Genomic DNA, 25,439 nt, shown 5'->3' with positions numbered 1-25,439 from the left:
CAGCCGTCCGTGCCTGCGTTGTGTGCCGTCCCTAAGGTCCCTGTGTGTTTCGAAAGAAGGGGCTCATGGACACACTCCTCGCAGTCCAGGCTCGCGGGATCACCAAGTGCTTCGGCGACGTCGTCGCACTCGACGGCGTCGATCTGGATGTGGCGCAGGGTCAGATCCACGGCTTGGTCGGACCGAACGGCGCCGGCAAGACAACATTGCTCGGTCTCCTGCTGGGCCTGGCCGTCGCCGACAGCGGCCGCCTCGAGATCCTGGGTACGCCGGTCAGGCGGGCGCTCGCCGCTCCCGACGGTGTCACCGGCTTCGTGGACGGCCCCGGCCTCTACCCCTCGCTCACCGCCAGGCAGAACCTCGCGGCGCTGGCCGCTCTCCGCGGCCGTGACGCGCGGACAGCGGGGGTCGACGACGTGCTCGACCAGGTCGGGCTCACCGATGTCGCCGACGACCAGGCCCGCGGCTTCTCCCTCGGCATGCGTCAACGGCTCGGGCTCGCGGCCGCCCTGCTCACCAAGCCCCGGCTGCTCGTGCTCGACGAACCTTCCAACGGCCTCGACCCGGCCGGCAAAAAGCACGTACACGGTGTCCTCACCCGGCTCGCGGCGGACGGCACCAGCGTCGTGCTCTCCAGTCACCGCATGGACGACCTCCAGGCACTGTGCTCCGAGGTCACCATCGTCGCCGCCGGACGGGTCGTCTTCTCCGGCCCGCTGGGCAAGTTGGCCGCCGAGAACTCTGAACTCGACTACCGGCTGCTCACCTCCGACCCGCAGGCCGCCCGCCGGCTCGCTGTCGACTCGGCCGGGATCCGGGTCGTCGACGACGCCGGGGCACGGCACGACGCCGAGGTGCTCGTCGTGCGCGCGCTGGTGCCCGCGCTCGACGAACTGGTGGTGCGGCTCGTGCACGCGGGCATCGCGTTGCGCGAGCTCGCCCCGGTGGTGTCGCCGCTCGAAGCCGCGTTCCTCGCCCTCACCGAGCAGAAGGAGGCCGGTCGATGACCGCGATCATCGCCGACGACAACGTTGCCGCTGCCCGCCGCGTCTCGGTTCCGCGCGGCTACCGGTTCGAGTTGGTCAAGCTGGTCTCGCAATGGCGGATCCGCTTGCTGGTCCTGGCCTGTTGGATCGCGCCGGCGCTCTTCGTCGCCGCGGTGAGCCAGCAGAGCACGCTCCCCGTCGACACCCTCTTCGGCCGCTGGATGCACGCCACGGGGTGGGCCGGACCGCTGGTGATGCTCGGTTTCGCGGGCACCTGGGCGCTCCCGCTGCTGACCTCGGTGGTCGCCGGCGACGTGTTCGCCTCCGAGGACCGGCTCGGCACCTGGCGCCACCTGCTCGTGGCGGTCCGGTCGCCCCGGCGGATCTTCGCGGCGAAGGCACTGGCCAGCCTCACCGTCATCCTGCTGCTCGTGGCCGGGCTGGCCTGTTCCAGCGCGGTCGGCGGGGTCGTGGCGGTCGGCAACCAGCCGCTGGTAGGCCTCGACGGCCACCTGCTGACGTCGGCGGACGCCGCAGGGAAGGTCCTCCTCGCCTGGGTCTGCGTACTCGCCCCGACCCTGGCCCTGGCCGCGATCGGACTGCTCGGGTCCGTCACGCTGGGGCGGTCCCCGATGGGACTGCTGCTGCCCGCGCTCGTCGCGCTCGCGATGCAGCTCGCCCAGATGATGCCGCTCCCCGTCGCCGTACGCATCTCCCTGCCCAGCTACGCCTTCATCGCCTGGAACGGTCTGTTCACCAGCCCGGCACAGCTCGGCCCGCTTCTGATCGGCATCGTGGTCAGCCTGCTGTGGGCCGTGACCGCGACAGTGCTGGCCTACGTGCTTTTCGTGCGGCGCGACTTCACCAACCCGAGCTACGACGGCTCGGGGCGCCGCGCGGTCACCGCCGGAGTCCTGCCGCTCGTCGGACTGGTCGCCGTGACGGTCGTGGTCGTCACCGCGACGACCGGGGCCACGGGCTCCGGGATCGAGCAGGACAAGGTGCAGCGCTCGGTCGCCACGGCGTTCGCCCACCTCTACCGCATGCAGACCCAGCAGCTCAACCGCCCCGCCGTCACCGAAGCGCAGTTGAAGGCCACGGCGACATGTGACAAGGGCAGCGTCAGGGTCGCCGCGGAGGGGCCGGGCAACGACTGGCGCTGCGTCGTCTCCTGGCATCTCCCCGACGTCGAGGCCATTGGCACGGCCATTTACCAACTCGACGTCACCCCAGACGGGCGGTTCATGGCCGACGGCGATGGACCGAAGGAAGTGAACGGCTACTTCCTGGTGCGAACCCCGCAGGGGGACGCACCGAACCCGATGTGGCAGTTCGACGGCAACGTCGAACTGCTCGACACCACCCTGAAGGGATAATTCCATGCAGGTAACACGGCAGCGTCGGATTAACGAGAAGGAGCAGATCAGCCTTTTCGGTAGACGCGTCGGCCGCCGGACCACTCTGGTAACGGCGGGAATCGCTGTCGCCCTCGCCGTCACGGGCACTGCTGTTGCCCAGACGAGCCAGTTCGGCACCCAGCAGGTCGGCCAGGTCACCGCCAACGGCCAGGTTGTCTCCGCCGACCAGTACATCGCCCCGTACGGCAGCCGCACCGTCATCAACAACGGCAAGATCATGTCGTCCTCGGTCAGCCCGGACGGCAGCCATCTCGCGGCCTCGATCGCCGACGGTGATGCGTCGCTGGTCGTCATGGACCTCAAGACCGGGCAGGTGAAGCAGCGCGTCGGCATCTCCTCGACGGACGACCTGCGCATCACGAGCGGTGCCGTCGGCCAGGAGGGCCCGACGTACTCGCCCGATGGATCGCAGCTGTGGTTGGGCCAGAGCGACGGCTACACCAAGTTCACCGTGAACCCGGACGGCACCCTCTCCAACCCGACGACCATCTCGATCCCGGCCGACGGCTCCAAGCACGCACTGGTGGGTGCGGCGGTGTTCTCGGCCGACGGCTCCACCGTGTACTCCGCGGTCAACGGCCAGAACCGGGTGGTCGCCATCGACGCGGCGACCGGGACCATCAAGCAGAACTGGACCGTGGGCAACGCCCCCCGTGGCATCGCCTTGGTCGGCAACAAGCTCTACGTCAGCAACGAGGGCGGGCGTCCGGCCAAGGCCGACGACACCACGATCAACTCCTACGGCACCCAGGTGCCGGCCAACCCGGACACCGGTGCCACCACCACCGGCACGGTCAGCGTCATCGACCTGGCGGACCCGTCCGCCGCCGTCGGGAGCATCGACGTCGGTCTGCACCCGACCGCGATGTACGCCAAGAACGGGGCGGTGTTCGTCACCAACACCGCCGACAACAACGTGTCGGTCATCAACACCGCCAACGACAAGGTCGTCCAGACCATCGCCACCCAGCCGTGGCCGGAGGCGTCGGTCGGCTACGAGCCCAACGCGGTGACGCTCACCGACGACGGTCACCTGCTGGTGACGCTCGGCCGCGCCAACGCGGTCGCCGTCTACCGGTACACCTCCCCGCAGGAGCCGGCCAGCTACGTCGGCCTGCTCCCGACGGACTACTTCCCCGCGGAGATCACCACCGTCGGCAAGAACGTGGTCGTCTCCAACACCCGTGGTATCGACGCCCGCCGCCCCACCAACAAGGCCGGGCACGGCACCCACGACACGACGTCGAGCCTGACGCAGTTCACGCTGCCGGACGACAGCGTCATCAAGTCCTACACCGGCAAGGTCTTCACCCAGAACGGCTGGCACGGTGGCTCGGTCACCCAGGGTGCCGGCGACGCGAAGCCGGTGCCGGTCCCGGTGAAGCTCGGCGACCCCTCGACGATCAAGCACGTCTTCATGATCGTCAAGGAGAACCGGACCTACGACCAGGTCTTCGGTGACATGCCGCAGGGCAATGGCGATGCGTCGCTGACGCAGTTCGGCGAGAACGTGACGCCGAACCAGCACGCGCTGGCAGAGCAGTTCGGGCTGTACGACAACACGTACGACATAGGCACGAACTCTGCCGAGGGCCACAACTGGCTGATGCAGGCCGACGACCCGGAGTACACCGAGTCCTCGGCCGGTGAGTACACGCGCAGCTACGACACGGAGGACGACGCTCTCGGCCACCAGAAGTCCGGCTTCATCTGGACCGGTGCGCAGGCGGCGGGGAAGTCCGTCAAGGACTTCGGCGAGTTCCAGTCGTTCGAGAGCAAGCCGTCCGGCGCGTCCTGGCAGAACCTGTACTGCGACACCAAGAACATGCAGGCGACCGGGCAGAAGACCGCCTACCCCATTCAAACGGGCTCGGCGATCCCGTCGCTCAACAAGGTGTCGGTGCCCGGCTTCCCGAAGTTCGACACCAGCGTCCCGGACATCTACAAGGAGGAGATCTGGAAGCAGGACTTCGAGAAGAACGGTCCTGCGAACCTGAACATGTTCTGGCTCTCCAACGACCACACCGGTGGTCCGGCGAACGCGGCCGCTCAGGTCGCGGACAACGACCTCGCGGTCGGCAGGATGGTTGACGAGATCTCGCACAGCAAGTACTGGAAGGACTCGGCGATCTTCGTTGTCGAGGACGACTCCCAGGCCGGCCTCGACCACGTCGACGGCCACCGTGCCCCGATCCAGATCATCAGCCCCTGGGCCCAGCACGGCACCGTCGACAACCACTACTACTCGCAGATCACGATGATCCGGACCATCGAGCAGATCCTCGGGGTCCACCCGATGAACCAGAAGGACAGCGCGGCCACCCCGATGCGTGGGGCGTTCACCCAGAACGCGAACAACACGCCGTTCACGGCAGCACCCAACCGGACCTCGCTGACCCTCGGCCTGAAGACCCCGCCTTCCTGCGGCCTGGACACCCCGGCGCCGCAGGACGCCAAGGCGGCGCCCGCGCCGACGTCTGCAACGGTGCCGGCGGACAAGCAGTCGGTCGCGGCGAAGTGGGAGAGCTGGAAGTCGCACCAGCGGCTGACCGGGCCCAACGCCATTCCCGACTTCGCGAACCCCGAGCAGATGAACCACTTCACGTGGTACCAGACGCACAACTGGACCAAGCCGTACCCCGGCGAGAGCAAGATCTTCGCGCCGGAGGACGTGCCGGGCGCCTACATCCCGTCGTCGGAGTCCGACGGCTGACGTAGCTGATCGCGTCAAGGGGGCCCCGGGCCGGCGTCACCGCCGGCCAGGGGCCTCTTCTGTCCCCCGCCGGTTCATCACCGCCACGTGGCAGTTCGAGCGCGCGCAGCGCCTCGGACTCATCCCCCAGCCCGACGTCGCCGGCGAGCGCTGGTCCGCGGCCGTCTTCGACGACGCCCTGGCCCGCATCAGCACCATCCTGCAGGCCGTTGGCACCATGCCGGACGTGGGCGCGACCCTCGCCGAACACCACCTCGCCGAGCGCTGCAGCATGACCGTGCACCCGGGCACAACCGTCGGACTCGCCCGCCGCGGCCACCTGCCCACTCGAGGTGACTACTGGGGCCACCCGCTGTACTGCGGGCTCACCCTGGAGTCCTTCAAGGGCCGGGACCGCGGGAAGGTAGAGCGGGCCTCGGCTGCCAGTTGTCACCGCCCTGACCGGCGGGCCCGCCCGAGTGGCGTCAGCGCGGATCGATCGCCGCCTCGGCTGCCGCCTTGATCCGGGCGCCGAAGCCGTCAGCGTCCTTGCGGGCGGCGGCGAGCGCCAGGCCGACGAGGAGCCTGCCCAGCCCGTGACCTTCCAGAACGTTGAAGATACGGACCCGAGTTCTGCCGCTGGCCAGCGGCTCCAGGTCGTAGCCGCCTTCGCGTGCCGTCACGCTGTTCTTCGACACCTCGGCCCACCGGATCTTCACCGGGGCTTCGAGGTCGGTGATGCGGAACTCTCTGGCGGTCTTCATCCCAGCGTCCTTGACTGTGCTCCGGAAGACCGTACCCACAGTCGTCGGGGCGTCGGGGACCCGCTCGATCCTGAGCACCCGGGGGCTGAACTGCGGATCGTTGCGTCCGTCGGCGAGGTAGGCGAACACCTCCTCGACGGGACGATCGACCTCGACCATCGCTTCGAACTGTCCTGACATGGGCACTCCTGATCGGTCGAGCCGCAACGCGCCCGTGGCCCCTTCGGCAGGCGTCCGCCGGAACGCTGGGCCGCATGGGAACTGCCTCGGGCACGCGCGAGGGCCGCGCCGTACGCCCGTCCTGACGTAGCGGCACCGCGACCCTACGGGACCACCGGGCATCTCGCGACGCGAGCGGCACGACCACGAGGACGCGGCCCCGACTCGGCAGCGTCATGCCCGCGGCATCACCGAGCTTGTCCAGCTGCGGGCCCTGGCCTACTTCGGGCTGCGCAGCTCGGCGGGCGCCGGTCCTAACCGGATACTCGCCGGCTTGGCCTGCGCCCTCACCCCGTCTGGTCCGGGGACCATCGTCGACGACTCCCCTGAGGCGATCGCCGTGTTCCTGCGGCCCCGCCCTGTCCGTGAACTGCCCGGCGTCGGCTCCAAGGCCGCCGCTTTGCTCGCCGAGTACGGCCTGCACACCGCTGGAGACATCGCCGACGTCCCCCAGCTCACCCTGCAGCGGCTGCTCGGCGCCGGCACCCTCGACGAGCGCACGCACGGCCGTGACACAGCCGTCGTCGAACCGAGCCCGCCGCCCGCGAGCGTCGGCGCCGAACACTCCTCAAGGAGGAGACGATATGAGCACGAGCGTGATGCCGAAGCCCACCCGGGCCGACGGGCGGCCAGGCAAGTCCCGGCGCAGCAGTGCCCTGTTGGGGCTGAGCGCCTGGACGGCGGGCGTCTTCTTCTTCCTGCCCATCGCGTGGATGCTGCTCACCTCCTTTCACAGCGAACAGGACGCCGCCACCAAACCTCCCTCCCTCTCCGCCCCCTGACATTCGACAGCTACCGCGAGTGCTTCGGCTCCTCCACCGGCGCCAGCCCCTGGCCGGCACTGATCAACTCCGCGTCGGCCGTGCAGTACCCGACGAACCCGCCGTGCAGCGGCTGGTGCCCGGACCCGCCACCTGACACCAGGCCGACCTTCCCAGCGGTTGGCCCGCCCGCGCGGACGATGTAGCGGTCGGACGTGTTGACCGTCAGCGAGGGGTGCGCGGCGGCCACGCCGACGAGAGCATCGGCAAGCACCACATCGGGCGAGTTGATGAGCTTCTTCACGGTTCAGGCCCTTTCTCGACTGGATAAGAACATCAGCGGACATCGCGCCGTGTGCGCTGTTCGGGTCAGGGCAGCGACGGCTGGCAGCACTGCTCGGCGAGTCGCCAGACCTCTTCGGGGGTTTCGCGTGTCAGGGCAATGGCGGTCAGGGAGGCGCAGGTGTCATGGCGCAGTCGGCGGATGCGGGCGCGGACCTCGTCGAGGGCGGCGGGGGCGACCGAGAGGCTGTCGCAGCCGATGCCGATGAGGAGGGGGGTCACGAGGGGGTGTGCGGCGGCGTCGCCGCAGACGGAGACCTGACGATTGTGGCGGTGGGCGGCAGTGACGACCCGGGCGATGGCGTCGAGTACGACGGGGTGTGCCGCCATGGCGGGGGTGGCGGTGGGGTCGCGCCGGTCCAGGCCCAGGACCTGGCAGGTGAGGTCGTTGGTGCCGATGGAGAGGAAGGAGGCTTCGCGGGCGAGGTCGTCGGCTGCGGCGACGGCTTCGGGGAGTTCCACCATGATGCCCAGGGGTGGCGTCGGGACGCCGGCTTCGGCGGCTGCAGCCTGGAGAAGGCGTCGGCAGGCGCGTAGTTCGTCGATGCTCGCGACCATGGGGATCATGATGCGCAGGTCGGTGTCGGCTCCGGCGCTGAGCAGGCTGCGGAACTGCTCGGCGAAGGCGTCCGGTTGGGCGAGCATGAGGGGCAGACCTCGCCCGAGCCGCCGGCCCTCGCGGCCGTCGGCGAGGAACGGCGGCAGTTTGTCGTCGGCGAAGTCGAGAGTGCGAGCCGTGACGACCTGCCCAGTGAGAGCGCGCAGGACGGGGACGAGGGTGGCCGCGTGCTGATTGCGGGTGGGCCAGGCGGGGTGGTTGAGGAAGGGCAGCTCGGTGCGGAGCAGGCCGACACCCTCGGCGCCCGTGGTCAGGGCCGCGCGGGCCTCGGCCGGAGTGGCCACGTTGGCCCGCAGAACGATGCGGTGCTCGTCGAGTGTCTCTGCGGGCAGGTGGCGCTCTTCGGCGAGGGCGAGCCTGCGGGTTCGGGCGGTCGCCATCGCGTGCCGGGCCCTGGCGCGTTCGTCGTCGTCGGGGTGGGCGACCGCGCTGGCCAGGTCGGCGTCGAGCAGGATCTCCCGCCCGTCCGGCAGCTCGAGCAGCCGGGGGTCGACGGCCAGAAGGAGGGGAATGCCCAGCGAGCGGGCGACGATCGCAGCGTGGGAATTCGGGCCGCCGGTCACGGAGATGGCCGCTGTCACCGTCTGGCCGGGTTCCAGCAGGTCGGCGGCGCCGATCTCGTGGGCGACCAGGACGAGGGGCTGGTCGGGGACGGGGCCTGTGTCGCCGTGCAGATGGGCCAGGACGCGGCGGCCGACCTGCCGGACGTCTGCGGCGCGTTCGGCAAGGGTTGGATCGTGCAGGGCAGCGATGGTTCCCGCGTAGGCGTCGATGGCCTGCCGGACGGCGACGGGTACCGGCTGGCCGTCGTTCGCTCGTTTGATGGCCTGGTCACGCAGATCCTGGTCCTGCGCGATGTAACTGTTGACTTCCATGATGTCGGCCTGTTCGTCCTTGCCCTGTTCGCGCAGTGAGGTGGACAGGTCGAGCAGGCGGGCGGCGATGGCGTCGAAGGCGTCGGTGATCTGCAGCGTGGGGTCGCCGCTGGTGCGGTGAGGGAGCACCGTTCTGGTGGGTGGCCGGTCGGTGCGGTGGACGAAGCCGAGGGCTATGCCGGGTGCGGCGGTGTGCCCGGTGTAGGTGCGGCGGTCGGTCATCGGGCCACCGCTGTCTCCGCGAGGGCGCGGAAGATGAAGGCGGTGGACGTGGCGCCCGGGTCCTGATGGCCGATGCTGCGGGCGCCGAGGTAGGAAGCGCGGCCCTTGCGGGCCTGCATCGGGGTGGTGGCACGCATGCCCTCTTCGGCGGCGTCGGCAGCAGCCACGGCTGCGGCGGCGAAGTCGGCTCCAGCGTCGGCCTGTTGCTGGAAGGCGGCCAGTGCGGGGGCGTAAGCGTCGATCATGGTCTTGTCGCCGGGTGCGGCCGCGCCGAGCTTCTGGACGCTCGCCAGGCCGGCGGCGAGTGCGGCGGCGAACTGCTGTGTGTCGGCGGTGGCGGTGTCCAGGGCCTTGCCGATGGCGCGGAAGGCGCCGCCGTAGAGCGGACCGGAGGCGCCCCCGACGCTGGAGATCAGGGTGCTGCCCGTCTTGACCAGCACTGCCCCGGGGGTGTCTGCCTTGTAGTCGGCCAAGGCCGTGGTGGCGGCGGAGAAGCCGCGGTGCATGTTGACGCCGTGGTCGGCGTCGCCGATGGCCGAGTCGAGCTGGGTGAGATAGTCCTTATGCGTCTCCACCGCGGCGGCGATGGCCTGCACCCACGTACGGGCGAGGTCGGTGTCCACGGAGTCTCCGTTCCTGGTTGGGGTGTGGCTGGCTGACGTTGGGTGAGCCGGGGGCGGGGGCGGATGCGCGGGGTGCAGTCCGGGGAGAGCCGACGCGGGAAGGCTCCGGCGGCCCGGCCCTCGCGTACGCGCGGCCCCGCCCCCGACTCGGTTCAGGTGCCCCAGCGCAGGGCCGGGGTGTTCACGGGTGCGTCCCACAGGGAGAGCATGTCGGCATCGGCCTTGCACACAGTGAGGGAAACACCGGCCATGTCCAGGCTGGTGACGTAGTTGCCGACGAGGTTGCGGGCGATGACGATGCCCTTGTCGGCGAGTGCGGTGGCGACTTCGTGGAAGACGACATACAGCTCGATGAGCGGAGTGCCGCCCAGGCCGTTGACCATGACGATGGTCTCGTCCCCGGCACCCAGCGGCTGGTCGGCGAGGATGGCGTCCAGGGCGGTGGCCACGATCTCCTTGGCCGGGCGGAGCTTTTCCCTGCTGCGGCCGGGTTCGCCGTGGATGCCGACGCCGACCTCCATCTCGTCCTCGGGCAGGTCGAAGCCGGGCTTGCCGGAGGCGGGGGAGGTACAGGCGGTCAGCGCCACGGCGAAGGACCTGGAGGCGGCGTTGACCCGCTTGCCCATCTCCGCCACGGCAGCGAGGTCCGCACCCTGCTCGGCGAGAGCGCCGGCGATCTTCTCGACGAAGACGGTGGCCCCGGTGCCGCGACGTCCGGCGGTCCAGGTGGAATCCTGGACGGCGACGTCGTCGTCGACCAGGACCGTCTCCACCGTGATGCCTTCCTCGGCGGCCAGCTCGGCGGCCATCTGGAAGTTGAGGACGTCACCGGTGTAGTTCTTCACGATGAACAGCACGCCTGCTCCGCCGTCGACGGCCTGGGCCGCGGCCAGCATCTGGCCGGGGACGGGCGAGGTGAACACCTCACCGGGACAGGCCGCGTTCAGCATGCCGAGTCCCACGAAGCCGCCGTGCAGAGGCTCGTGCCCGGAACCGCCCCCGGAGATCAGGGCGACCCTGCCCGGCCTGGCGCCGCCCACCCGGGCGATCACCTTGTTCTCCGTGTCGACACTCAGCGTGGGGTGGGCGGCGGCGATCCCGGCCAGCGCCTCGTCCAGCACCGCTTCAGGGGCATTGATGAGCTTCTTCATGACAGGGCTCCTTGGGGAGTCGCAGCAGGCTCGGCTGCTTCCTTGGCCGTGGCGCCGACGCTGCGGCGGGCGTTCAAGGCGATGTACAGGAAGCCGGCGACAACCGCGCCGACGACGTCGCCGATCAGGTAGACCGGCAGCTGGTTCCAGTGGACTGTGCCACTGAAGAGCTGGCCGACCAGCATGGGACCGATGACGCGGGCCGGGTTGATCGCGGAGCTGGTGGCGGGTCCCACGACCATGATGATGGCGAACACCGCCAGCCCGATGGCGAGCCCGGCGAAGCCGCCGGCCGAGCGGTGGTCGATGGCGCCGAAGACGACGAAGGCGAGGATGGCCGTGCCGACGGCTTCGGCGAAGAAGGCTTGGCCGGCACTGACCTGAGGGCCGTAGGAGGCGATACCCAGACCGAGGTCTACGGCCTTGTGGCCTAGCACCCCGATGATTGCCAGCGCTCCCAGGGCCGCGCCGGCGACCTGGGCGGTGATGTAGCCGGGGACGTCCCGCCAGGGCATCTTCTTCGTCGCGGCGAGCGCGAGGGTGATGGCCGGGTTGATCTGGCAGCCGGAGATATGGCCGATCGCGTAGATCATCGCAATGACGACCGTGGCGAACGCCAGCGAGATCATGCCCAGATCGGCGAAGGTGAAGGGGGCCTTGCCGTTGACGATGAGCGTTGCGGGGACCGAACCGACGCCGATGAACACCAGCATCGCGGTGCCCAGCACCTCGGCGAGCAATTTCTGAGGGTAAGTGTTCTCTTCCATGATGGCGCCCAGTGCCGAGCGGCAGCTTGGGCGTCTCACCTCCTCCGCATGCGAGCGGGCTGTGAAGGGAGGTGGCCGCCAGGTCAGGGGTCGGGCAACCTGGCGGCCGGCTCAGGGGAAACCGGGCAGCTTTAAGCACCCGGCTGTAAGAATGTTCACTATGGATGAACGTTGTTCCGGAAGTTAAGCCCGCGTTTCCTACCTGTCAAGAGGTTCGGCAGCCATCGCGCGATCCTTCGACAAGGAGAAGGCCCCGCGGCGGCGTGCCGAGGGGCCTGGATCAGAGGGCGGGGTGCGGGAAGGAGGACAGCCGCTACCGGGCTGCGGGGGCAGGTCAGGTCATCGTGGTGCGTGCGGCCGCCCCTCTGGGGGCGCCCAGGTCGCGGGAGAGGTTGCGGGCGGTCTCCCGGACGGCGACTGCAAGCTCCTGACGTGCCGTTTCGTCCAATAGGCGCTCGACAGGCCCGACAATGCCGATGGCGCCGACCGCCTCGCCGGAGCGGTCGAAGACGGGGGATGCGATACCCGCGTCCCCGATGGCGGACTCCTGGTCCTCGATCGCGTAACCCGTCCTGAGGACCTCCTTCAGCTGGCCCGCCAGCTCCTCCGGGTCGGTGATACTGGCGCCGGTGAGCACGGCCGGCTCGCCCGCGAGCAGTCGCTCGCGCTCGTCGGCCGGAACGAAGGCCACGATGGCCTTGCCCAGGGCGCAGGTGCTCCACGGGATGCTGGCGCCCACCTCGAGGATCTGCACGGCCCCCTCGGGCCGGAAGGCATGGTGCACCACCAGCACGTGGTCGCCGGTGAGCACGGCCACCCACACCGCCTCGTTCGTTCGGTTCGCGAGCTGGTCCGCCCAGGTCAGCGAGCGGGTCCGCAGCTCCTGGGTGTCCAGGTAGGCGTTGCCCAGTTGCACCAGGTCCGGGCCGAGCTGGTACTTCGAGCTGTCCCGGTCCTGCACCACCAGCCCCTCGGCCTCCAGTGTGCGCAGCAGCGCGTGCACGGTCGGCTTGGCCACGCCCAGGCGGTCGGCCAGCTCGGTCACTCCGAGCCGGGGCCCGGTGGACGCGAGCTCCCGCAGTATCTGCACCGCGCGCTGTACCGCCTGCACCATCGAAAATTCTCCTGGATTCAGTATTGATGAACAGCGTTCCGAGATTTAGGGTAAGCGTTCATGAGCGCATCTGTCGGCATCGTACTCGTGTCCCACAGCGCCGAGCTCGCCGCGGGCCTTCGCCTGCTGGTGGAACAGATCGGCTCCGACACGGTCCCCCTGGCCACCGCCGGCGGAACCGACGACGGCCGGATCGGCACCAGTTACGACCTCGTCCTCGCCGCGATCCGGCACGCCGACCGCGGCGGGGGCGTCGTCGTCCTGCCAGACCTCGGCAGCTCCGTCCTCACCGCCCGCACCGTCCTGGAAGACCATCCCCACCCCGACGTGCTGATCGTCGACGCACCTTTCGTCGAAGGAGCCGTCGCAGCCGTCGTCACCGCCGCATCCGGCGCCGACCTGAAGACCGTTGCCGACGCCGCCATGGAGGCCCGCCATGTCCACAAGCTCTGACACCACCGCCACGACCACGTCCAAGCACGAGACGGCCGTCGTCCTGCCCGCCAACCTCCACGCCCGCCCCGCAGGCCAACTCGCCCGGGCCGCAGCCGGATTCACCAGCGCCATACAGCTGGAGTACGCCGACCGGACAGTCAATCCGACCGGCGTCCTCGCCGTGATGGGCCTGGGCGCCACAGCCGGAAGCACCGTGACCGTCCGCGCCCAAGGCCACGACGCCGAACAGGCCGTCATGACTCTGGCCCAGCTCCTCGCCACCGCCGAGTAACCGGACCGCCACCAGCGGTACGGAACCAGCCGCCGCTTCCGGCATGAAAAGCACAGACCAGTGGAGGTGCCCGAGGGTGAACGTCCCCGCCACGAGCACGTCTGACGCCGAATTGGCCCCGCCCTCCCGGGCCGAGCACGTCTGCGCGCTGCCGCACATCCCCGAGACCGTCTCCGCCGTGCGCCGACGCGCACGCACCGTCCTCACCCAATGGCGCGTGCCCACCCCGACAGCCGACGACGCCCTCCTGGTGATCTCCGAACTGACCGCCAACGCGATCGTCCACGCACTGCCTCCAGCAGTGCTGCGGTTGTCCATGCCCGAGGTCGGCAGCTGCCGCGCCCTCCGCATCGAAGTCACCGACGCGGGGCCAGGACCTCAACGGCGCACATCGCCCGACGGCGCCCACCCCTCCGAACACAAGGAAAACGGTCGCGGAAACGGCATCGTCGCGGCCCTCTCCACACGCCACGGAATATCCCGCCATCCCGAGAGGACCACCCGATGGGCAGATCTCCACATGAGGACTTGACCATCCGTGGCACGGCAGCCGCAGTAAGGGGGTGATGACCTCCCGTTTCGCCGTGCAGAGGTCAGGCCGTCGGGCAAGGCAGCCTCCCGCACCGCCCAGGAGAAGGCCGGTGGACACAGCCGATGGGACGGCGTGCTGCCGCTGCGGACCCTGCTGGCCGAACAGCCCGAACAAGCAGCGGAGCCGACGGGTTACTGGATGACCAACCTGCCGGCCACCACCCCGATCGCAGACCTGGTGCGGTGGGCCAAGATGCGCCGGCGCATCGAACACGTCTACCGCGAACTCAAACACGGCCTGGGCCCGGACCACTTCGAAGGCCGCACCTGGCGCGGCCGGCACCACCACGTCACCCTCGTCACCGCCGCCCAGGCCTTCCTCACCCTGCGGCGGCTCGACCCAAAAGCACACATGCCGGCCTGACCCTCTACCAGGTCCTGAACGCCCTCCAGGACCTGCTGAGGTGATGGACCGGCACCTGCACCACCTGCGGCCGCCCCCTCACCACAGGCAGAAGCAGAGCCAGAACCCAACGAAGCACTACTGGACCTGTGGATCCTTCGAGCTCAAACGAGCGGCGGGCGCTGAGCGGCCGGCACCGGAGTACGGTGGCGGTACCGAGCGCACCTCGCACGCCGTCATCCATGTCGGCGTCGCCCTCGGGGAACGGCAAGGTCGGAGCACATCGCGTCCGGTCGGAAATGAGCCGCCCCACATGAGCCTGATGAGCCTCGGAGTACTCGCCTCCTCCCACAAGGAGAACGAGTTCCGACTGCCGCTGCACCCCCGCCACCTCGACCGGATCGCCCCGGACATACGCGAGAGGATCTTCCTCGAACAGGGCTACGGCCGACGGTTCGGCGTCGCCGACGACGCGCTGCGACCACTTGTGGCCGGCCTGCGCTCCCGCGAGCGACTCCTCGCCGAGTGCGACGTCGCGCTGCTGCCCAAACCGATGCACGACGACATCGCCGCGCTGCGTGAGGGCCAGGTGCTGTGGGGATGGCCGCACTGCGTGCAGGACGAGAAGATGACCCAGATCGGCATCGACCGACGGTTGACCCTGATCGCCTGGGAAGCCATGAACCACTGGACCTCCACGGGCGCCTTCAGCGTCCATGTGTTCCACAAGAACAACGAGCTCGCCGGCTACTGCTCGGTGCTGCACGCCCTGCAGCTCGGCGGGCTGACCGGTAGCTACGGGCGCCGCCTGCGGGCGGTGGTCATCAGCTTCGGCGCCACGGCGCGCGGAGCGGTCACGGGCCTGGGCGCCATGGGGGTCTCCGACGTCACCGTGCTCACCCAACGCGCCGCGGCAGCGGTGGCGTCACCGATGCCCTCGGTCGTGATGGGCCACTTCGAGGCGCAGGAGGACGATCCGTCGCGCCTGCGGGCAACCACCGCGGCCGGTTCCGAGCCGCTGGCGGAGTACCTGGCCGGGTTCGACATCATCGTCAACTGCGTCCTGCAGGACACCGACGCGCCGCTCATGTTCGTCACCGACGAGGAACTCGCCCTCTTCCGGCCGGGAACCTTCTTCATCGACGTCGCCTGCGACGAGGGCATGGGCTTCGCATGGGCCCACCCGACCACCTTCGGCGAACCCATGCCCTCGGTGGGGTCGGGCTGCCACTACTACGCGGTGGATCACAGCCCGTCCCACCTGTGGAACTCCGCCACCTGGGAAATCAGCGAGGCGCTCCTTCCCTACCTGCGCAAGGTCATGAGCGGCCCCGCGGCATGGGACACCGACGTCACGATCCAAAAGGCCATCGAGATCCGCGACGGCGTCGTCCAGAACCCGAAGATCCTCTCCTTCCAGCACCGGTCAGCCGCCTACCCCCACGCTCCCGAGGTCCCGGCGACTCCGTTGAGCTCAGGGGTCTAGTACGCCAGCGCGTTGAGGATCTCCCGCCGGGTGTGTTTCGCCGGTCGTCCACCGGCCTTGACCGCCGGAACCAATGGACGGAGGATCTCCCACTCCGAATCAGAAAGATCCGTCGAGCATCGGGTACGCAGCCCGCACACCCCAGCCCCCGAAACTGCGCCACCACCCCGCTACCAGGCAGCTTGCCCGCTGACAGGCTTTTCAGACGCCCTCTAGCCGACGGACGGCCATTGACCGTCCGGGATACGCAAGGCCACCGACGCGAACTGGGCATTGAGGAGAAATGGGATTCTGGGCCTGGGCCACTATCGAGATCCTGCGACACACCGGCATCCGAATCGAAGAACTCAGTGAGCTAGGGCACCACAGCATCATCAGGTCCAAGCTGCCCACAACAGGCGATGTCGTTCCACTCCTTCAGCTCGCGCCGTCAAAAACCACCAAGAACGACTATCGCTTGTGACTCCAGAACTCGCCGACGTACTCAGCGCTGTGATCTCTCGGATCAGAAATGCCGATGGAACGGTTCCTGCCGTCCACAGCTAGAAGTCGCGGCCGCCGACGATGCGACGGCGTTCACGTTCCAGGACATGCTCGTCCGCACGTGGGCGACCGCGACGGCAGACAGGACAACCCGAGAACCCGGCCAGCCCGGGGTACGGTTGCGCCTCTGCTTTGACCTGCGCCAGACACTCCCCCACCAGGACGGGCCACAGCCGCTCTGCGTCCCGCTACCGCCGCGCTGGTACTCCGACGCCAGCGATGGACCGCCGCGCACGCCGGATGGCCCCGACGGCACGGGCATGGCCCGCCGCTACGGGGGAGAGCGACGGGCCACGTCTGTCTCTACCGTGCCACGCGCGCCTCTTGTGCGGGCGGTTTCTGGGTGAACTCGCCCGTCCACACCAGGGCGCACGCGTTCCGTCTCCCCGTGACGGTCGGCAGCCAGGCGACACTCCACGGGCGGCCCGCTCGTCCTCGGGGTGAACATGTTCAGCGGAGCCGGGATGCGGTCACGCTGCAGGGCAGCCGACCGCCCTGCCGATCAGGGTTTCCAGGTCCGCAGGAAGGCGGCGATGCGAGTGGCCGTGGAGCGCGGGTTGTTCAGTTCGTGGGCGAGCGCGGTGAGTTGCTCGCGGGTGGGGTTGACGGGGATGTTGCTGGCTTCCAGGTACATGACGGCGACGGCGCAGGCGACGGTGAGGTTGGAGCGCTCCAGCCAGCGGCAGCGGCCCAGGGTGTGTACCAGGGCAGCGGCCCGGGCGTACGGGCCGTCGTAGACGGGGTGGTCGAGGAGCTCACCGCGGTGGCGGGCGACAGCGGCAACAGGCACCCCGTAGTCGTCGACGCCGGGATCGCTGCGGCCGGCCCGCTCGGCGACTTCGAGGATCCAGGCCTCGTCAATGTGCAGGATCACGCAGCGGCACCGGGCTGCGACCGCTCATACGGCGCGTCCAGCTGCTCTTCCAAGTCGTCGAGGAAGGCGCCGTGCTGGTCGATGAGGCGCTGCGCGGCGGCCATTCCGGCGGCGCGGGCGCCGGTGGTGTCCTCGATGATGAGGCGCTCGACGTACCGGTTGAAGTCGAGCCCGCGGGCGGCCGCGGCGTCCTTGCCGGCCGCGAGCACATCGGGCTCCAGCCGGACCTGCGTCTGCTTCTTCGCGGAGGTCATACACCTAAAGGTAGCAGGGTGGTAGCAGCCCTGGAAGTGATGGTCGCCCTGCACTCCATGCGTGTCCCCCGCGAAGGTGCGCAGTCCCGATGAAATTGACCTGCGGAGCATTGGAATCCCGGTCGACCTGCTGGGGAAACGCGGCCCCCTCTGTGGGACGTGGCACAGATAGGCTCGCGGCATGGACGTCCGTGTTGAGATCATCCGGGAAGCGAGCCAGGAACTCGTCGACGCGTTCAGGCGGCTGCTGCCGCAGTTGTCTTCGACTGCCGAGCCCCTCGACTTCGAGGCCGTTGACCGGATGGTGACGTGTGATGCGAACACCGTGCTCGTCGCTCGGATGCCCCACTCGATCATCGGCACCTTGACTCTCGTGCTGTTGCCTCTGCCCTCCGGGTTGCGGGCCCGTATCGAAGACGTGGTTGTCGACGGCGAGGCCCGCGGCCAGGGCGTCGCGGCCCTGCTCACCGAGGAAGCCCTCCGGATTGCCCGGGAAGCGGGCGCCCGGACGGTCGACCTCACCTCTCGACCGGATCGCGACTCAGCGAACCGGCTGTATGAACGTCTGGGCTTCCAAGCCCGGCAGTCGAGGGTTTATCGGTTCCCGATGGACAGCTGAGGAACAAGCACAAGCCATCGCAGGAAAGCGGGACACTCCCGGTGGCCCGCGCCGCCTTGTCGCAGGGCGTCTTCACGGCCGGAGACCGGCAGAGGCTGGTGCCGCCCGCGACACCCCGGGCCGGTCACACCCGCCCCGGGCCCCCATGTGGTTCGTCAAGGAAATCGGGCTGCGCGGGGATGGGCTGCCAGGCAGCATGGCGGTGTGTCCGATCTGCTGTGGGACGACGTCGCGTACTTCTTCGATCCTGACCTGATGGGTTCGCTGCCGGACGTGGGCTTTGTTCTCGACTTCCGGCAGCCCCCAGGGTCTGTCGGCGGCGTCGGCCTTGGCGTCGTACCACTTGATGCACTACGAATACCCCTGGCGGTGGCGGAAGATGACGCTGCGGGTGCGCAATTCCGCCACGCGCACGATGTGCACGAGACTGTGCCCCGTGAGCGCACATCGCCGCTCCGAGCACTGACCTGGGAGGGACCACAGCGTGATCATCTTTGGCACCAAGGGATACCTGTATCAGCTCGCGATACTGACGCTGGTGTGCGGCCAGTGCGGCAATCCCTCCGCGCACACGCTCAGGAAGCGCGTCACGAAGTTCACGCTGTTCTTCGTTCCGCTTTTCCCGTTCTCGACGAAGTACGCGACGCAGTGCACTTTCTGCGGTGCGGAGCAGAAGGCGACCAAGGAGCAGGCGGAGCAGCTGCTGGCGCAGTCCTCGAGTGGCCACGGCGGTCAGACGTTGGAGCAACCGCAGCAGCAGCCGCACCAGTCCTGAGCAGGTTCGTCCTCGCCTGCTCCCCGCGCCTGTGCGGAGGGTCCCAAGGTGGGCCAGGCCATGGCATACATCTACTTGTGCCCCCCCCGCGGGCGCGGGGACGACGCGCCACGGACCGCGGCCAGGACCACCGCTCGAGCAACCCCCGCGGGCGCGGGGACGACTAGCGATCACTAGATCGCCCGGCGGGGCGGCGAGGTCGTCCTGATCGTCGGCACCCTGATCCCCACCCAGCGCCGCACCGGGACGGCGAACCGGCCGAACTACTCCGGCAAACACCACCGCCACGGCCTGCACGTCCTCGCCCTGACCGACGAACGGGGCCGGATGATCTGGATCTCCGCGGCTCGGCCCGGCCGCACTCACGACATCACCGCCGCCCGCCGTGACCGCATCCTGTCCCACCTACGCGCCGCCGGCCTCGGCGCCCTGGCCGATCTCGGCTTCCGCGGCCTGGACGACGACCCGGATGACCCCGTGGTCGTCACCGGCTTCAAGGCCACCCGCGCCCGCAAGCTCACCACCAGCGAAAAGGAAGCGAACCGGGCGCGCGCCGCCGCACGCGCCCCGGTCGAGCACGGCTTCGCCCATCTCAAGAACTGGCGGATCCTCACCAAGCTCCGCACCGATCCCGCCCGCGCGACCGGCCTGCTGCGCGCCCTGTTCGTCCTGACGAACCTCGAAGGAGCCCGCTGACAGATGATCTACACCCGAGACATCCGCCCAACACCAGCATGACCACCCCGAACGACCCTCACGCCACCACCCTGACCAGCTACTTCAAGAGGGCGCAGCTTCACTGAAGCTCGCAGCCACGGAGCGTCACGGAGTCCACGTAGGTTTCCGAAACTCGATCGCCGGTTACCGGAAAGTCATATTCGGCGCGGTACGGCTCCGTCCTGCCAGCGGTAGAGGTCGCGCAGCAGGGAAATCTCGGCGCCGTGATGGATCAGCTCCCTGTTGACGTGCAGGACCCTGTTCTCCATGGGAAACCGCTCGGGACCCACCGTGGGCGGATTCTCCAGGTCAGCGTCCGAGAGCTCGCGGACCCCCGCGTTCCATCTCCCATACATCTCATCGAGCTGTTTTAGCGCCTCGTCAGCGGTCCCCGCGTAGGCGAATGTCTGGGAGTCGACGTCCTGGCCGCCGAAGTGCCATCCGACCCGATAGCCCAGGCAGGAGACGATGATGTGCGCCAGCCGCCAGGCAATCGTGGTCACCGGCGCCGGCACCGGGTCAGGGGACGCGGAGTCCATCGTCCATTCCCCCGAACCTGCCGACATCGGTGCGGCCGACGTGCCACGTGGGCGGATGCTCCAGCAGCCACGCACCGGCTCCCAGAAGTACTCCTCATCGGTAAGACCGTCCAGCCGCGGCCGCAGGTTTTTGTGCCAGTACCAGTCCAGCTGCTCCGCGAGCCGCTCGCTTCTTGTCATTTCCGCACACTACATACAACGGAGACCTGGCTGCGACCCTCGCGGACGCCGTCGCCGGCCGTGGGCCGCGAGAGCGTACCGCACGGGAGATGACGCTGGGGGCTGATGTGCCCTTCGGGCCGCGCCGCCGCGAGCGGTTGTTCGACATTAACAACCCGGCTGGCTGGGTTGGGTTCAATGACCCAAATGTGGCAGCCTCGACCGATGACATGACGGATGATCAAGGCCGCAGACTCCCGCCCGAGATGAGCATGAGTATCCCGAGCGAGCGCCACGCCAGAGCCTCCGACCTGCATGTTCGAAGATGGCGAAGACTCAGTGACGTTCTGTGGCTGGGCCGGTGCTTCCGGCGCCACCGGTCGTCGTCCAGGCATGGATGAGGAGAAGGACACTGAGCCTCCTCCAACTCGAACCCGCTGGTCATCGGGGACAGGTGAGGCAGCGAACTCGTACTCGTACTGACCGCGGGCGGTTGCCAGATCCCAAGATCGTCTGTCAGCGTGCGACTTCGGTGTTGGTCAGCACGAGCAGCGCCCGCAGCAGCGTCGTCGCGTAACGGGCTGACAGCCGAAGCTTGGTGATGATGCGCCAATTCCTCAGGTGCGCGAATGCGTGCTCGCAGACCGCGCGGACGGACGCGATTCGGCAGCCGGCCCGTGGTGCGGATCGCGCTTGCTGACCGTCGTCCCCTGACGGGGCTCAGCGATCCGCCGTACCCGCCTGTCGGCTCGCGTTCGGTGCCAGGTGGCTGCGGAGGATGTCGGTGGCTGCGGCCGAGGCTTGAGCGAACTCGGTGGTGTACGGGCTGAAGTGCCCGCCGGAGAGCATCACCAGCTCTTTCGGATGCAACGCCCGGTTGTAGGCGGCGAGAGTGGTGTCGGTCAGTGTGACGGTGTCCTGCTTCCCAACGATCATCAGCAGCGGGGTGGGAGAGACGCGATCGGCGAACGCGCCCGGCTCGTACATACGCGCCTTGCGGGTGGAGCGGACGGTGACGGAGTTGTCCCAGCGGGTGCCGCTGGGGAGCTCCTGGAGGTAGTAGCTGACGGCGTCCGGAGCCCTGTAGGAGGCGGCGACGGCAGGTCGGCGCTGACCAGGGCCTGGGTGTGCGGTGGTTCACCGGCCAGTTGGGCGCGTTCGTCGGCGTCGAGGGCGGCTTCCAGGGCCGGGAGGTTGTCGGGGGCGACGCGGCGCCTGGACTGCTCGAAGCCGCTGATGGTGGGTACCTGGGCGACGACGGCCTTCAGGCGGCGGTCGGGGGCGCCGAGCACGAGGGCGTGTCCGCCGGCGTAGCTGGATCCCCACAGGCCGATTCGGGTGGCGTCGACTTCGGGGCGGGCTTCCAGATAGGTGAGGGCGCGCCGCCAGTCCTCGATCTGCCGTCAGGGGTCGATGTCCTGGCGCGGGGTGCCGTCGCTGGCGCCGAAGGTGCGGTGGTCGTGGACCAGGACGGCGAAGCCGGCCTCGGCGAATACGTCGGCGAGGCGCAGGAGGGTCTGTTCCTTCACTGCGCCGTACCCGTGGGCCATGGTGATCGCGGGATGCGGGCCAGGGCCGTCGGGAAGAGAGAGCCTTCCGCGCAGAATCAGGCCGTCGGGAGCCGGAACCTCGACGTCAAGGTGGGTGGGCTGGCTCATGATTGCTTCTTCCGGGGTGGGCGTCCGGTGTCATTGAGCATGACAATCACGCCTTCCACCTTCCCCCGCGGAGTCCCATCCCGCAAATGGTTCAAATGCTGTTGGCCGACAGAATCGTGCCGCGCATGGCGGACAGCCCCACCGGCTTGCCGTCCTCACGCCGGGCGAGATCTGCCCCTTTCGTTCCAGCATCCGCGCGCGTACGGGGCGCGGCCCACGGACGGTAGGGGGTCGGAGGGCTGCTCTCCCGGCCGAGGCCAACGCCGGGTTCTCCCTCACCCCGTGGCACGGCCCGGACGGGATGAGGGGCTTGCTGCGCGAGACGCCCCCGCGCCTGCGCTCCAGCCGGCAGCCCAACCTGATGGACGGCTGCCGGCTCGGCACGGTCCTTACCTTGAACCTCGTCGCGTCAATGGTCGGGCTCGCGAACCTCGCCCTACGGGGCGGATCGTGCAGTCGCGGACTGGATGCGGCCGGTGGACTTCCCACGATGAGCGGCCGCCGCATCCTCCACCTCTCCTTCGACCTGCCGCCCGAGGTCGACGTCGAACTCCCGGAACGACTGCGCCGCTTGCTGGAAGACTTCACGCCGCGCGTGCAGATGATCGAGGACGGCGCCGTCCTCGACCTCACCGGAGCTATCCGGTGGTGGCAGCGCGAGGCGGCTGGCGCTGTCCGGATGGTGGCCTCCAACACCCATGCAATCTCAGGGGAGTTCGGCGATTTGGTCATACAAGGGACGGTAGACGTCGCCACTGACAACTCGCCCGGTCGGATGAATCCGGAGCCTGAACAGAACTCCGGCCGTACACGAACACGTACTGACAGACGTGGACCCGACCCGAGAAGCGCACCTGTCCGAACCCGGCCTGCTCGTCATCGACGTGGCGGGCTTCGACGAGGACACCGTCCTCGCTGCGCTTTTGCATGACTTGCCAAGATCGTCTCTCACTAGATGTCACGTCAGGCCAGCAATTTCCCAGCTCACCCTGACCATCAAGTGACACTCAAATGAGAGAACGTCGCGAAATCCCAGCGCGAAATAACACCTGCCCGTCCTGTCGGCGAAGCACCTTGACGGTGGCAGGAACGGCCGAGTGAGGGTCTCCGTATACGAGCACGACCTACCCAGCCCCGCCACGAGTCACTGACCGGTCAAGGAGACAGGCTCTGGGTATTGGACGGCTTCCATCGTCGGCCGCCGTATCGGGCGAGGGCTTCGGTGAGTTCTGTCCGCCCTTGCCCCTGCGCCCGGCTCGCCAGGCAGTCAGGGTGGGCCCGATCAACTCCCAGCGGGCATCGGACAGATCGCTGGGATACGGGCGATGACGCGTCACGTTTCGTTAGTACCGTCGGGCACAGCCTGTCCTCAGGGCGCAAACGGCGTCATGCAGGGGCGCCTTGGGATCAGACAACCTGGTGGGATACCAGCACGTTACTGCCTGCGTGATGACACGGTCAGGCGGGCTGCCAGAGCTCGATCCGATTGCCCTCGGGATCGGCGACCCAGCCGAATCGACCGACACCCTCCATGTCCTGAGTCTCTGGGGCCACATCCGCTCCCTTGGCGCGCAATTGCGCGAGCATCGCATCCAGGTCGCGGACCCGGAAGTTGAGCATGGTCTGCTGGGCGCGGGACCCGAAGTAGTCGGTCTCGGACTCGAACGTCGCGAACACCGTCACCCCGGCTTCCTGACGCCACATGCCGTTCTCATCGGCGTCCAGGCCCAGGCAATCGCGATACCACGCACTCAGGGCCCCCGGGTCGGTGGCCCGCAGGAAGTATCCGCCGATTCCAAGCACACGTTCCATGCCGCTATCTTGCCAGGACGGCAATCGGACGGGCTGGCACCACACCATCGCCCGCTCAGGTCGACGACCGCCTTAAGAACCGCCCCGGTGGCACGCTCCTCCCGCGATCGCCCCGGCCCCGTTCCGCCTCGCGCGGCTGTGTGACCACCATGCGCCGAGGGAGGCTACGTATTCCACCGAACGAGGTCGGGACCGGGGGCGTGCGCGCCTCTTTGTCGCCGATCCCGCGCGCAGGACGCACGATCCGGTGGTTTGTTGCGGCGGCCGGTTCTCAGGCGAGAACGTTGACGGCTCGGGCGATCACGAGTCCGAGGATGAGCAGGGAGACGAGGGACTGGACGGACATGGCGATCTTGGCCCATGGGGCAAGTGGCATGACGTCGGTGGGGCTGAAGGCGGTGGAGTTGGTGAGCCCCAGGTAGAGGTAGTCGATGAAGCGGGGGCGCCAGTCTGTGGCGTTCAGGTCGGGGCTGAGCTGCTGGGGGAAGGCGAGTTCGGGGGTGGTGGGCATGCGGTGGGCCCGGGCGGCAGCTCCACCGCTGTCGAGTTCGAAGTACAGCAGGGAAAAGGCAAGGACGGTGGAGGCCCAGACGCTGCCGCCTGCCTGCAGCAGGCCGGCGGCGGAATTGGTCTCGGTCCCGCCGTGGATGAGGTCGTCGATCAGCTGGACGGTCGACCAGATGGCGCTGACCGCCAGCACACCGGCCAGGGCGATTGATACCGCACGCAGGGTGGCCAAGCGGCGGCTGATCCGCCCCGGGTCTCCCGCGATCAGTGTCACCAGGAGCAGCCCTTCGGCCAATGGGAGCAGCCAGCGGGGCCCCAGGCGCAGGTCGTCGGGCAGCAGCAGGGTGAGCACCATGGCGGCGACCACGGCCACCGCCATCGGCCAGCGGGCCTCGCCCTACGCCGCCTGGTGCGGCTCCGGCTCGTGCGAACTGCTCGGACCGCCGGGATCGGTGGGGTGACGTCCTGTCATGTTCGGCTGCCACGCGTGGTGCCATCGCGCCGACTGGACAGGGGGGCGTCCGGCATGTCCTCACCCCAGTCTCCTCGGGGGTCGGGCGGTGCGGCCGCCCTCTACTTCACTGAAAGCTACCTCGAAACCTGGCGGGGGCACCTCCTGACGGGCGCGCGTCCCGTATCCGACCGACGCGGGCCTGTCCGCCCCATCCGTTGTCGCCCTGAGCGAGATTGACGCCGCTGGGCAGGTGAATGCTGACGTACGCGAAGCATCTGGGGTTGTACTCGGAGGAAATCGACCTGCCAGGGCGCCAGTTGGGCAACTTCCCGCAGGCATTCACCCATCTGGCGCACTTCGATGCGGCGATCACGCTGGACGCCATGCTGAACCGCACGAGGAAAGGCGGCACGTAGTCCGCTCAGGCGCTGCACGACGCCGGCCGAAAAGTACGACGGTGTCGCCCTGCTGCGGGGTGGGCGACTGTGTCTCGGTGACCGGGACCAGCCGCCGGACAAGGCGATGACTTCAGCTTCGAAGGAGTCCGGCGCATCGGCCGACGCCCAGAAGGTGATGGCGCTGGGCGACTCGGCTCAGACGACCGGTGACGGCGGCACGGGGTTCTGGAGATCACGCCGGGCACGATCGTGTGCGTGAAAGAAGGATCCGGCGAGACGTCGGCGAACGGAGCGTTCGCCGTGGTCACCATCCGATATCTAGCGAGGGGACCCGCGCCTTTAGGCGTGGGGGGAATCGCTTCTTTGGGCTGCTCTGACCTCAACTGTGTTTACGGATCTGCACTGTTGACCGCAACGAGATGTGTGGCGC

Annotated in this window: 28 protein-coding genes and 5 pseudogenes; 16 read left to right on the top strand and 17 right to left on the bottom strand. The window is 68.7% G+C overall.

Going from position 1 to position 25,439, the window contains the following annotated elements; genetic code table 11:
- The first annotated feature begins 65 nt into the window (after positions 1 to 65).
- From ACZ4RZ_RS40665 to ACZ4RZ_RS40655, 3 genes are read left to right on the top strand one after another with little or no spacing between them, the layout of a single operon-like run.
- The gene (locus ACZ4RZ_RS40665; RefSeq protein WP_467752476.1) at positions 66 to 1,007 is read left to right on the top strand and encodes an ABC transporter ATP-binding protein; all 942 of its coding nucleotides are present in this window, start codon (positions 66 to 68) and stop codon (positions 1,005 to 1,007) included.
- Complete coding sequence (locus tag ACZ4RZ_RS40660) at positions 1,004 to 2,362, top strand: ABC transporter permease (protein WP_467752474.1); 1,359 nt, start codon at positions 1,004 to 1,006, stop codon at positions 2,360 to 2,362. The genes ACZ4RZ_RS40665 and ACZ4RZ_RS40660 overlap by 4 nt, the downstream gene beginning before the upstream one ends.
- 4 nt (positions 2,363 to 2,366) lie before the next feature.
- A complete protein-coding gene (locus ACZ4RZ_RS40655; protein ID WP_467752472.1) occupies positions 2,367 to 5,117 on the top strand; it encodes a bifunctional YncE family protein/alkaline phosphatase family protein in 2,751 nt (916 codons plus the stop codon).
- A 464-nt stretch (positions 5,118 to 5,581) separates the two neighbouring features.
- Here the strand turns inward: ACZ4RZ_RS40655 and ACZ4RZ_RS40650 are convergent, their stop codons facing one another.
- On the bottom strand, positions 5,582 to 6,040 hold the full coding sequence (locus ACZ4RZ_RS40650) for an SRPBCC family protein (protein WP_467752471.1): 459 nt from the start codon (positions 6,038 to 6,040) through the stop codon (positions 5,582 to 5,584).
- Positions 6,041 to 6,353: 313 nt separating this feature from the next.
- Between ACZ4RZ_RS40650 and ACZ4RZ_RS40645 the strand changes: the two are divergent.
- Positions 6,354 to 6,488 (top strand): annotated as a pseudogene (locus ACZ4RZ_RS40645) (hypothetical protein); the annotation flags it as partial.
- Positions 6,489 to 6,663: 175 nt separating this feature from the next.
- Positions 6,664 to 6,861, top strand: a complete 198-nt coding sequence (locus ACZ4RZ_RS40640; RefSeq protein WP_467752597.1) for a hypothetical protein — start codon at positions 6,664 to 6,666, stop codon at positions 6,859 to 6,861.
- A gap of 88 nt (positions 6,862 to 6,949) precedes the next feature.
- Here the strand turns inward: ACZ4RZ_RS40640 and ACZ4RZ_RS40635 are convergent.
- The 6 genes and pseudogenes from ACZ4RZ_RS40635 to ACZ4RZ_RS40610 all read right to left on the bottom strand — a co-directional run.
- Positions 6,950 to 7,144 (bottom strand): annotated as a pseudogene (locus tag ACZ4RZ_RS40635) (dihydroxyacetone kinase subunit DhaK); the annotation flags it as partial.
- Between the two features lie 65 nt (positions 7,145 to 7,209).
- On the bottom strand, positions 7,210 to 8,898 hold the full coding sequence (locus ACZ4RZ_RS40630; protein ID WP_467752469.1) for a phosphoenolpyruvate--protein phosphotransferase: 1,689 nt from the start codon (positions 8,896 to 8,898) through the stop codon (positions 7,210 to 7,212).
- Positions 8,895 to 9,521 carry a dihydroxyacetone kinase subunit DhaL gene (gene dhaL, locus ACZ4RZ_RS40625; protein WP_467752467.1) on the bottom strand — a complete coding sequence of 209 codons (627 nt, stop codon included), beginning with the start codon at positions 9,519 to 9,521 and terminating at the stop codon, positions 8,895 to 8,897. Before dhaL ends, ACZ4RZ_RS40630 begins: the two co-directional genes overlap by 4 nt.
- 152 nt (positions 9,522 to 9,673) lie before the next feature.
- Positions 9,674 to 10,672, bottom strand: a complete 999-nt coding sequence (dhaK, locus tag ACZ4RZ_RS40620) for a dihydroxyacetone kinase subunit DhaK (RefSeq protein WP_467752466.1) — start codon at positions 10,670 to 10,672, stop codon at positions 9,674 to 9,676.
- Complete coding sequence (locus tag ACZ4RZ_RS40615) at positions 10,669 to 11,439, bottom strand: MIP/aquaporin family protein (RefSeq protein ID WP_467752464.1); 771 nt, start codon at positions 11,437 to 11,439, stop codon at positions 10,669 to 10,671. The genes dhaK and ACZ4RZ_RS40615 overlap by 4 nt, the downstream gene beginning before the upstream one ends.
- A gap of 334 nt (positions 11,440 to 11,773) precedes the next feature.
- Positions 11,774 to 12,553 carry an IclR family transcriptional regulator gene (locus ACZ4RZ_RS40610; RefSeq protein WP_467752463.1) on the bottom strand — a complete coding sequence of 260 codons (780 nt, stop codon included), beginning with the start codon at positions 12,551 to 12,553 and terminating at the stop codon, positions 11,774 to 11,776.
- Positions 12,554 to 12,613: 60 nt separating this feature from the next.
- Between ACZ4RZ_RS40610 and dhaM the strand changes: the two genes are divergently transcribed.
- From dhaM to ACZ4RZ_RS40580, 6 genes and pseudogenes are all read left to right on the top strand, one after another.
- The gene (dhaM, locus tag ACZ4RZ_RS40605; RefSeq protein WP_467752461.1) at positions 12,614 to 13,006 is read left to right on the top strand and encodes a dihydroxyacetone kinase phosphoryl donor subunit DhaM; all 393 of its coding nucleotides are present in this window, start codon (positions 12,614 to 12,616) and stop codon (positions 13,004 to 13,006) included.
- A complete protein-coding gene (locus tag ACZ4RZ_RS40600) occupies positions 12,990 to 13,280 on the top strand; it encodes an HPr family phosphocarrier protein (RefSeq protein ID WP_467752459.1) in 291 nt (96 codons plus the stop codon). The genes dhaM and ACZ4RZ_RS40600 overlap by 17 nt, the downstream gene beginning before the upstream one ends.
- Positions 13,281 to 13,356: 76 nt before the next feature.
- Positions 13,357 to 13,812, top strand: coding sequence for an ATP-binding protein (locus ACZ4RZ_RS40595; protein WP_467752458.1), 456 nt, complete (start codon positions 13,357 to 13,359; stop codon positions 13,810 to 13,812).
- Positions 13,813 to 13,857: 45 nt separating this feature from the next.
- Positions 13,858 to 14,235: pseudogene (locus tag ACZ4RZ_RS40590) on the top strand (IS701 family transposase); the annotation flags it as partial.
- A gap of 292 nt (positions 14,236 to 14,527) precedes the next feature.
- On the top strand, positions 14,528 to 15,700 hold the full coding sequence (locus ACZ4RZ_RS40585; RefSeq protein ID WP_467752456.1) for a N(5)-(carboxyethyl)ornithine synthase: 1,173 nt from the start codon (positions 14,528 to 14,530) through the stop codon (positions 15,698 to 15,700).
- 401 nt (positions 15,701 to 16,101) lie between these two features.
- Entirely contained in the window at positions 16,102 to 16,590 is a 489-nt protein-coding gene (locus ACZ4RZ_RS40580; protein ID WP_467752455.1) for a DUF6207 family protein, read from the top strand.
- A 155-nt stretch (positions 16,591 to 16,745) separates the two neighbouring features.
- On the opposite strand, the gene ACZ4RZ_RS40575 is transcribed toward ACZ4RZ_RS40580, so the two are convergent.
- Together ACZ4RZ_RS40575 and ACZ4RZ_RS40570 are read right to left on the bottom strand one after the other, a co-directional pair.
- A complete protein-coding gene (locus ACZ4RZ_RS40575; RefSeq protein ID WP_467752453.1) occupies positions 16,746 to 17,117 on the bottom strand; it encodes a fic family toxin-antitoxin system, toxin component in 372 nt (123 codons plus the stop codon).
- Positions 17,114 to 17,371 carry a hypothetical protein gene (locus ACZ4RZ_RS40570; protein ID WP_467752451.1) on the bottom strand — a complete coding sequence of 86 codons (258 nt, stop codon included), beginning with the start codon at positions 17,369 to 17,371 and terminating at the stop codon, positions 17,114 to 17,116. The genes ACZ4RZ_RS40575 and ACZ4RZ_RS40570 overlap by 4 nt, the downstream gene beginning before the upstream one ends.
- A 181-nt stretch (positions 17,372 to 17,552) precedes the next feature.
- Between ACZ4RZ_RS40570 and ACZ4RZ_RS40565 the strand changes: the two genes are divergently transcribed.
- The 3 genes from ACZ4RZ_RS40565 (at position 17,553) to ACZ4RZ_RS40555 (ending at position 19,461) form a co-directional block, all read left to right on the top strand.
- Positions 17,553 to 17,990 (top strand): GNAT family N-acetyltransferase, encoded by a 438-nt coding sequence (locus tag ACZ4RZ_RS40565; RefSeq protein WP_467752449.1) that lies wholly within the window; start codon positions 17,553 to 17,555, stop codon positions 17,988 to 17,990.
- A gap of 484 nt (positions 17,991 to 18,474) precedes the next feature.
- Complete coding sequence (locus ACZ4RZ_RS40560; RefSeq protein ID WP_467752447.1) at positions 18,475 to 18,765, top strand: zinc-ribbon domain-containing protein; 291 nt, start codon at positions 18,475 to 18,477, stop codon at positions 18,763 to 18,765.
- A gap of 177 nt (positions 18,766 to 18,942) precedes the next feature.
- Positions 18,943 to 19,461 (top strand): transposase family protein, encoded by a 519-nt coding sequence (locus ACZ4RZ_RS40555; RefSeq protein ID WP_467752586.1) that lies wholly within the window; start codon positions 18,943 to 18,945, stop codon positions 19,459 to 19,461.
- A gap of 176 nt (positions 19,462 to 19,637) precedes the next feature.
- Here ACZ4RZ_RS40555 and ACZ4RZ_RS40550 read toward each other — a convergent pair whose 3' ends face one another.
- The 5 genes from ACZ4RZ_RS40550 to ACZ4RZ_RS40530 form a co-directional block, all read right to left on the bottom strand.
- Positions 19,638 to 20,201 (bottom strand): DinB family protein, encoded by a 564-nt coding sequence (locus ACZ4RZ_RS40550; protein WP_467752445.1) that lies wholly within the window; start codon positions 20,199 to 20,201, stop codon positions 19,638 to 19,640.
- 699 nt (positions 20,202 to 20,900) lie between these two features.
- Positions 20,901 to 21,167, bottom strand: coding sequence for a hypothetical protein (locus ACZ4RZ_RS40545; RefSeq protein WP_467752443.1), 267 nt, complete (start codon positions 21,165 to 21,167; stop codon positions 20,901 to 20,903).
- Positions 21,116 to 21,514: a hypothetical protein gene (locus ACZ4RZ_RS40540; protein WP_467752585.1), complete on the bottom strand. Its 399-nt coding sequence runs from the start codon at positions 21,512 to 21,514 to the stop codon at positions 21,116 to 21,118. The genes ACZ4RZ_RS40545 and ACZ4RZ_RS40540 overlap by 52 nt, the downstream gene beginning before the upstream one ends.
- Positions 21,515 to 21,583: 69 nt before the next feature.
- On the bottom strand, positions 21,584 to 21,838 hold the full coding sequence (locus tag ACZ4RZ_RS40535) for an alpha/beta hydrolase (RefSeq protein WP_467752441.1): 255 nt from the start codon (positions 21,836 to 21,838) through the stop codon (positions 21,584 to 21,586).
- Between the two features lie 436 nt (positions 21,839 to 22,274).
- Positions 22,275 to 22,538 (bottom strand): hypothetical protein, encoded by a 264-nt coding sequence (locus ACZ4RZ_RS40530; RefSeq protein ID WP_467752439.1) that lies wholly within the window; start codon positions 22,536 to 22,538, stop codon positions 22,275 to 22,277.
- Between the two features lie 130 nt (positions 22,539 to 22,668).
- Between ACZ4RZ_RS40530 and ACZ4RZ_RS40525 the strand changes: the two genes are divergently transcribed.
- Positions 22,669 to 22,842 carry a DUF6207 family protein gene (locus tag ACZ4RZ_RS40525; protein ID WP_467752437.1) on the top strand — a complete coding sequence of 58 codons (174 nt, stop codon included), beginning with the start codon at positions 22,669 to 22,671 and terminating at the stop codon, positions 22,840 to 22,842.
- Between the two features lie 243 nt (positions 22,843 to 23,085).
- Here ACZ4RZ_RS40525 and ACZ4RZ_RS40520 read toward each other — a convergent pair.
- The 3 genes and pseudogenes from ACZ4RZ_RS40520 to ACZ4RZ_RS40510 form a co-directional block, all read right to left on the bottom strand.
- Positions 23,086 to 23,175: pseudogene (locus ACZ4RZ_RS40520) on the bottom strand (IS5 family transposase); the annotation flags it as partial.
- A 121-nt stretch (positions 23,176 to 23,296) separates the two neighbouring features.
- On the bottom strand, positions 23,297 to 23,650 hold the full coding sequence (locus ACZ4RZ_RS40515; RefSeq protein ID WP_467752435.1) for a VOC family protein: 354 nt from the start codon (positions 23,648 to 23,650) through the stop codon (positions 23,297 to 23,299).
- Positions 23,651 to 23,921: 271 nt separating this feature from the next.
- Positions 23,922 to 24,512, bottom strand: coding sequence for a hypothetical protein (locus ACZ4RZ_RS40510; protein WP_467752434.1), 591 nt, complete (start codon positions 24,510 to 24,512; stop codon positions 23,922 to 23,924).
- 353 nt (positions 24,513 to 24,865) lie between these two features.
- Between ACZ4RZ_RS40510 and ACZ4RZ_RS40505 the strand changes: the two are divergent.
- Positions 24,866 to 25,027, top strand: a pseudogene (locus ACZ4RZ_RS40505) (hypothetical protein); the annotation flags it as partial.
- Between the last annotated feature and the right edge of the window lie 412 nt (positions 25,028 to 25,439).

Source organism: Streptomyces sp. NPDC027189, assembly GCF_055566975.1.
The sequence above is the reverse complement of the archived record's forward strand: the minus strand, read 5'-3'. Positions and strand labels throughout refer to the sequence as shown.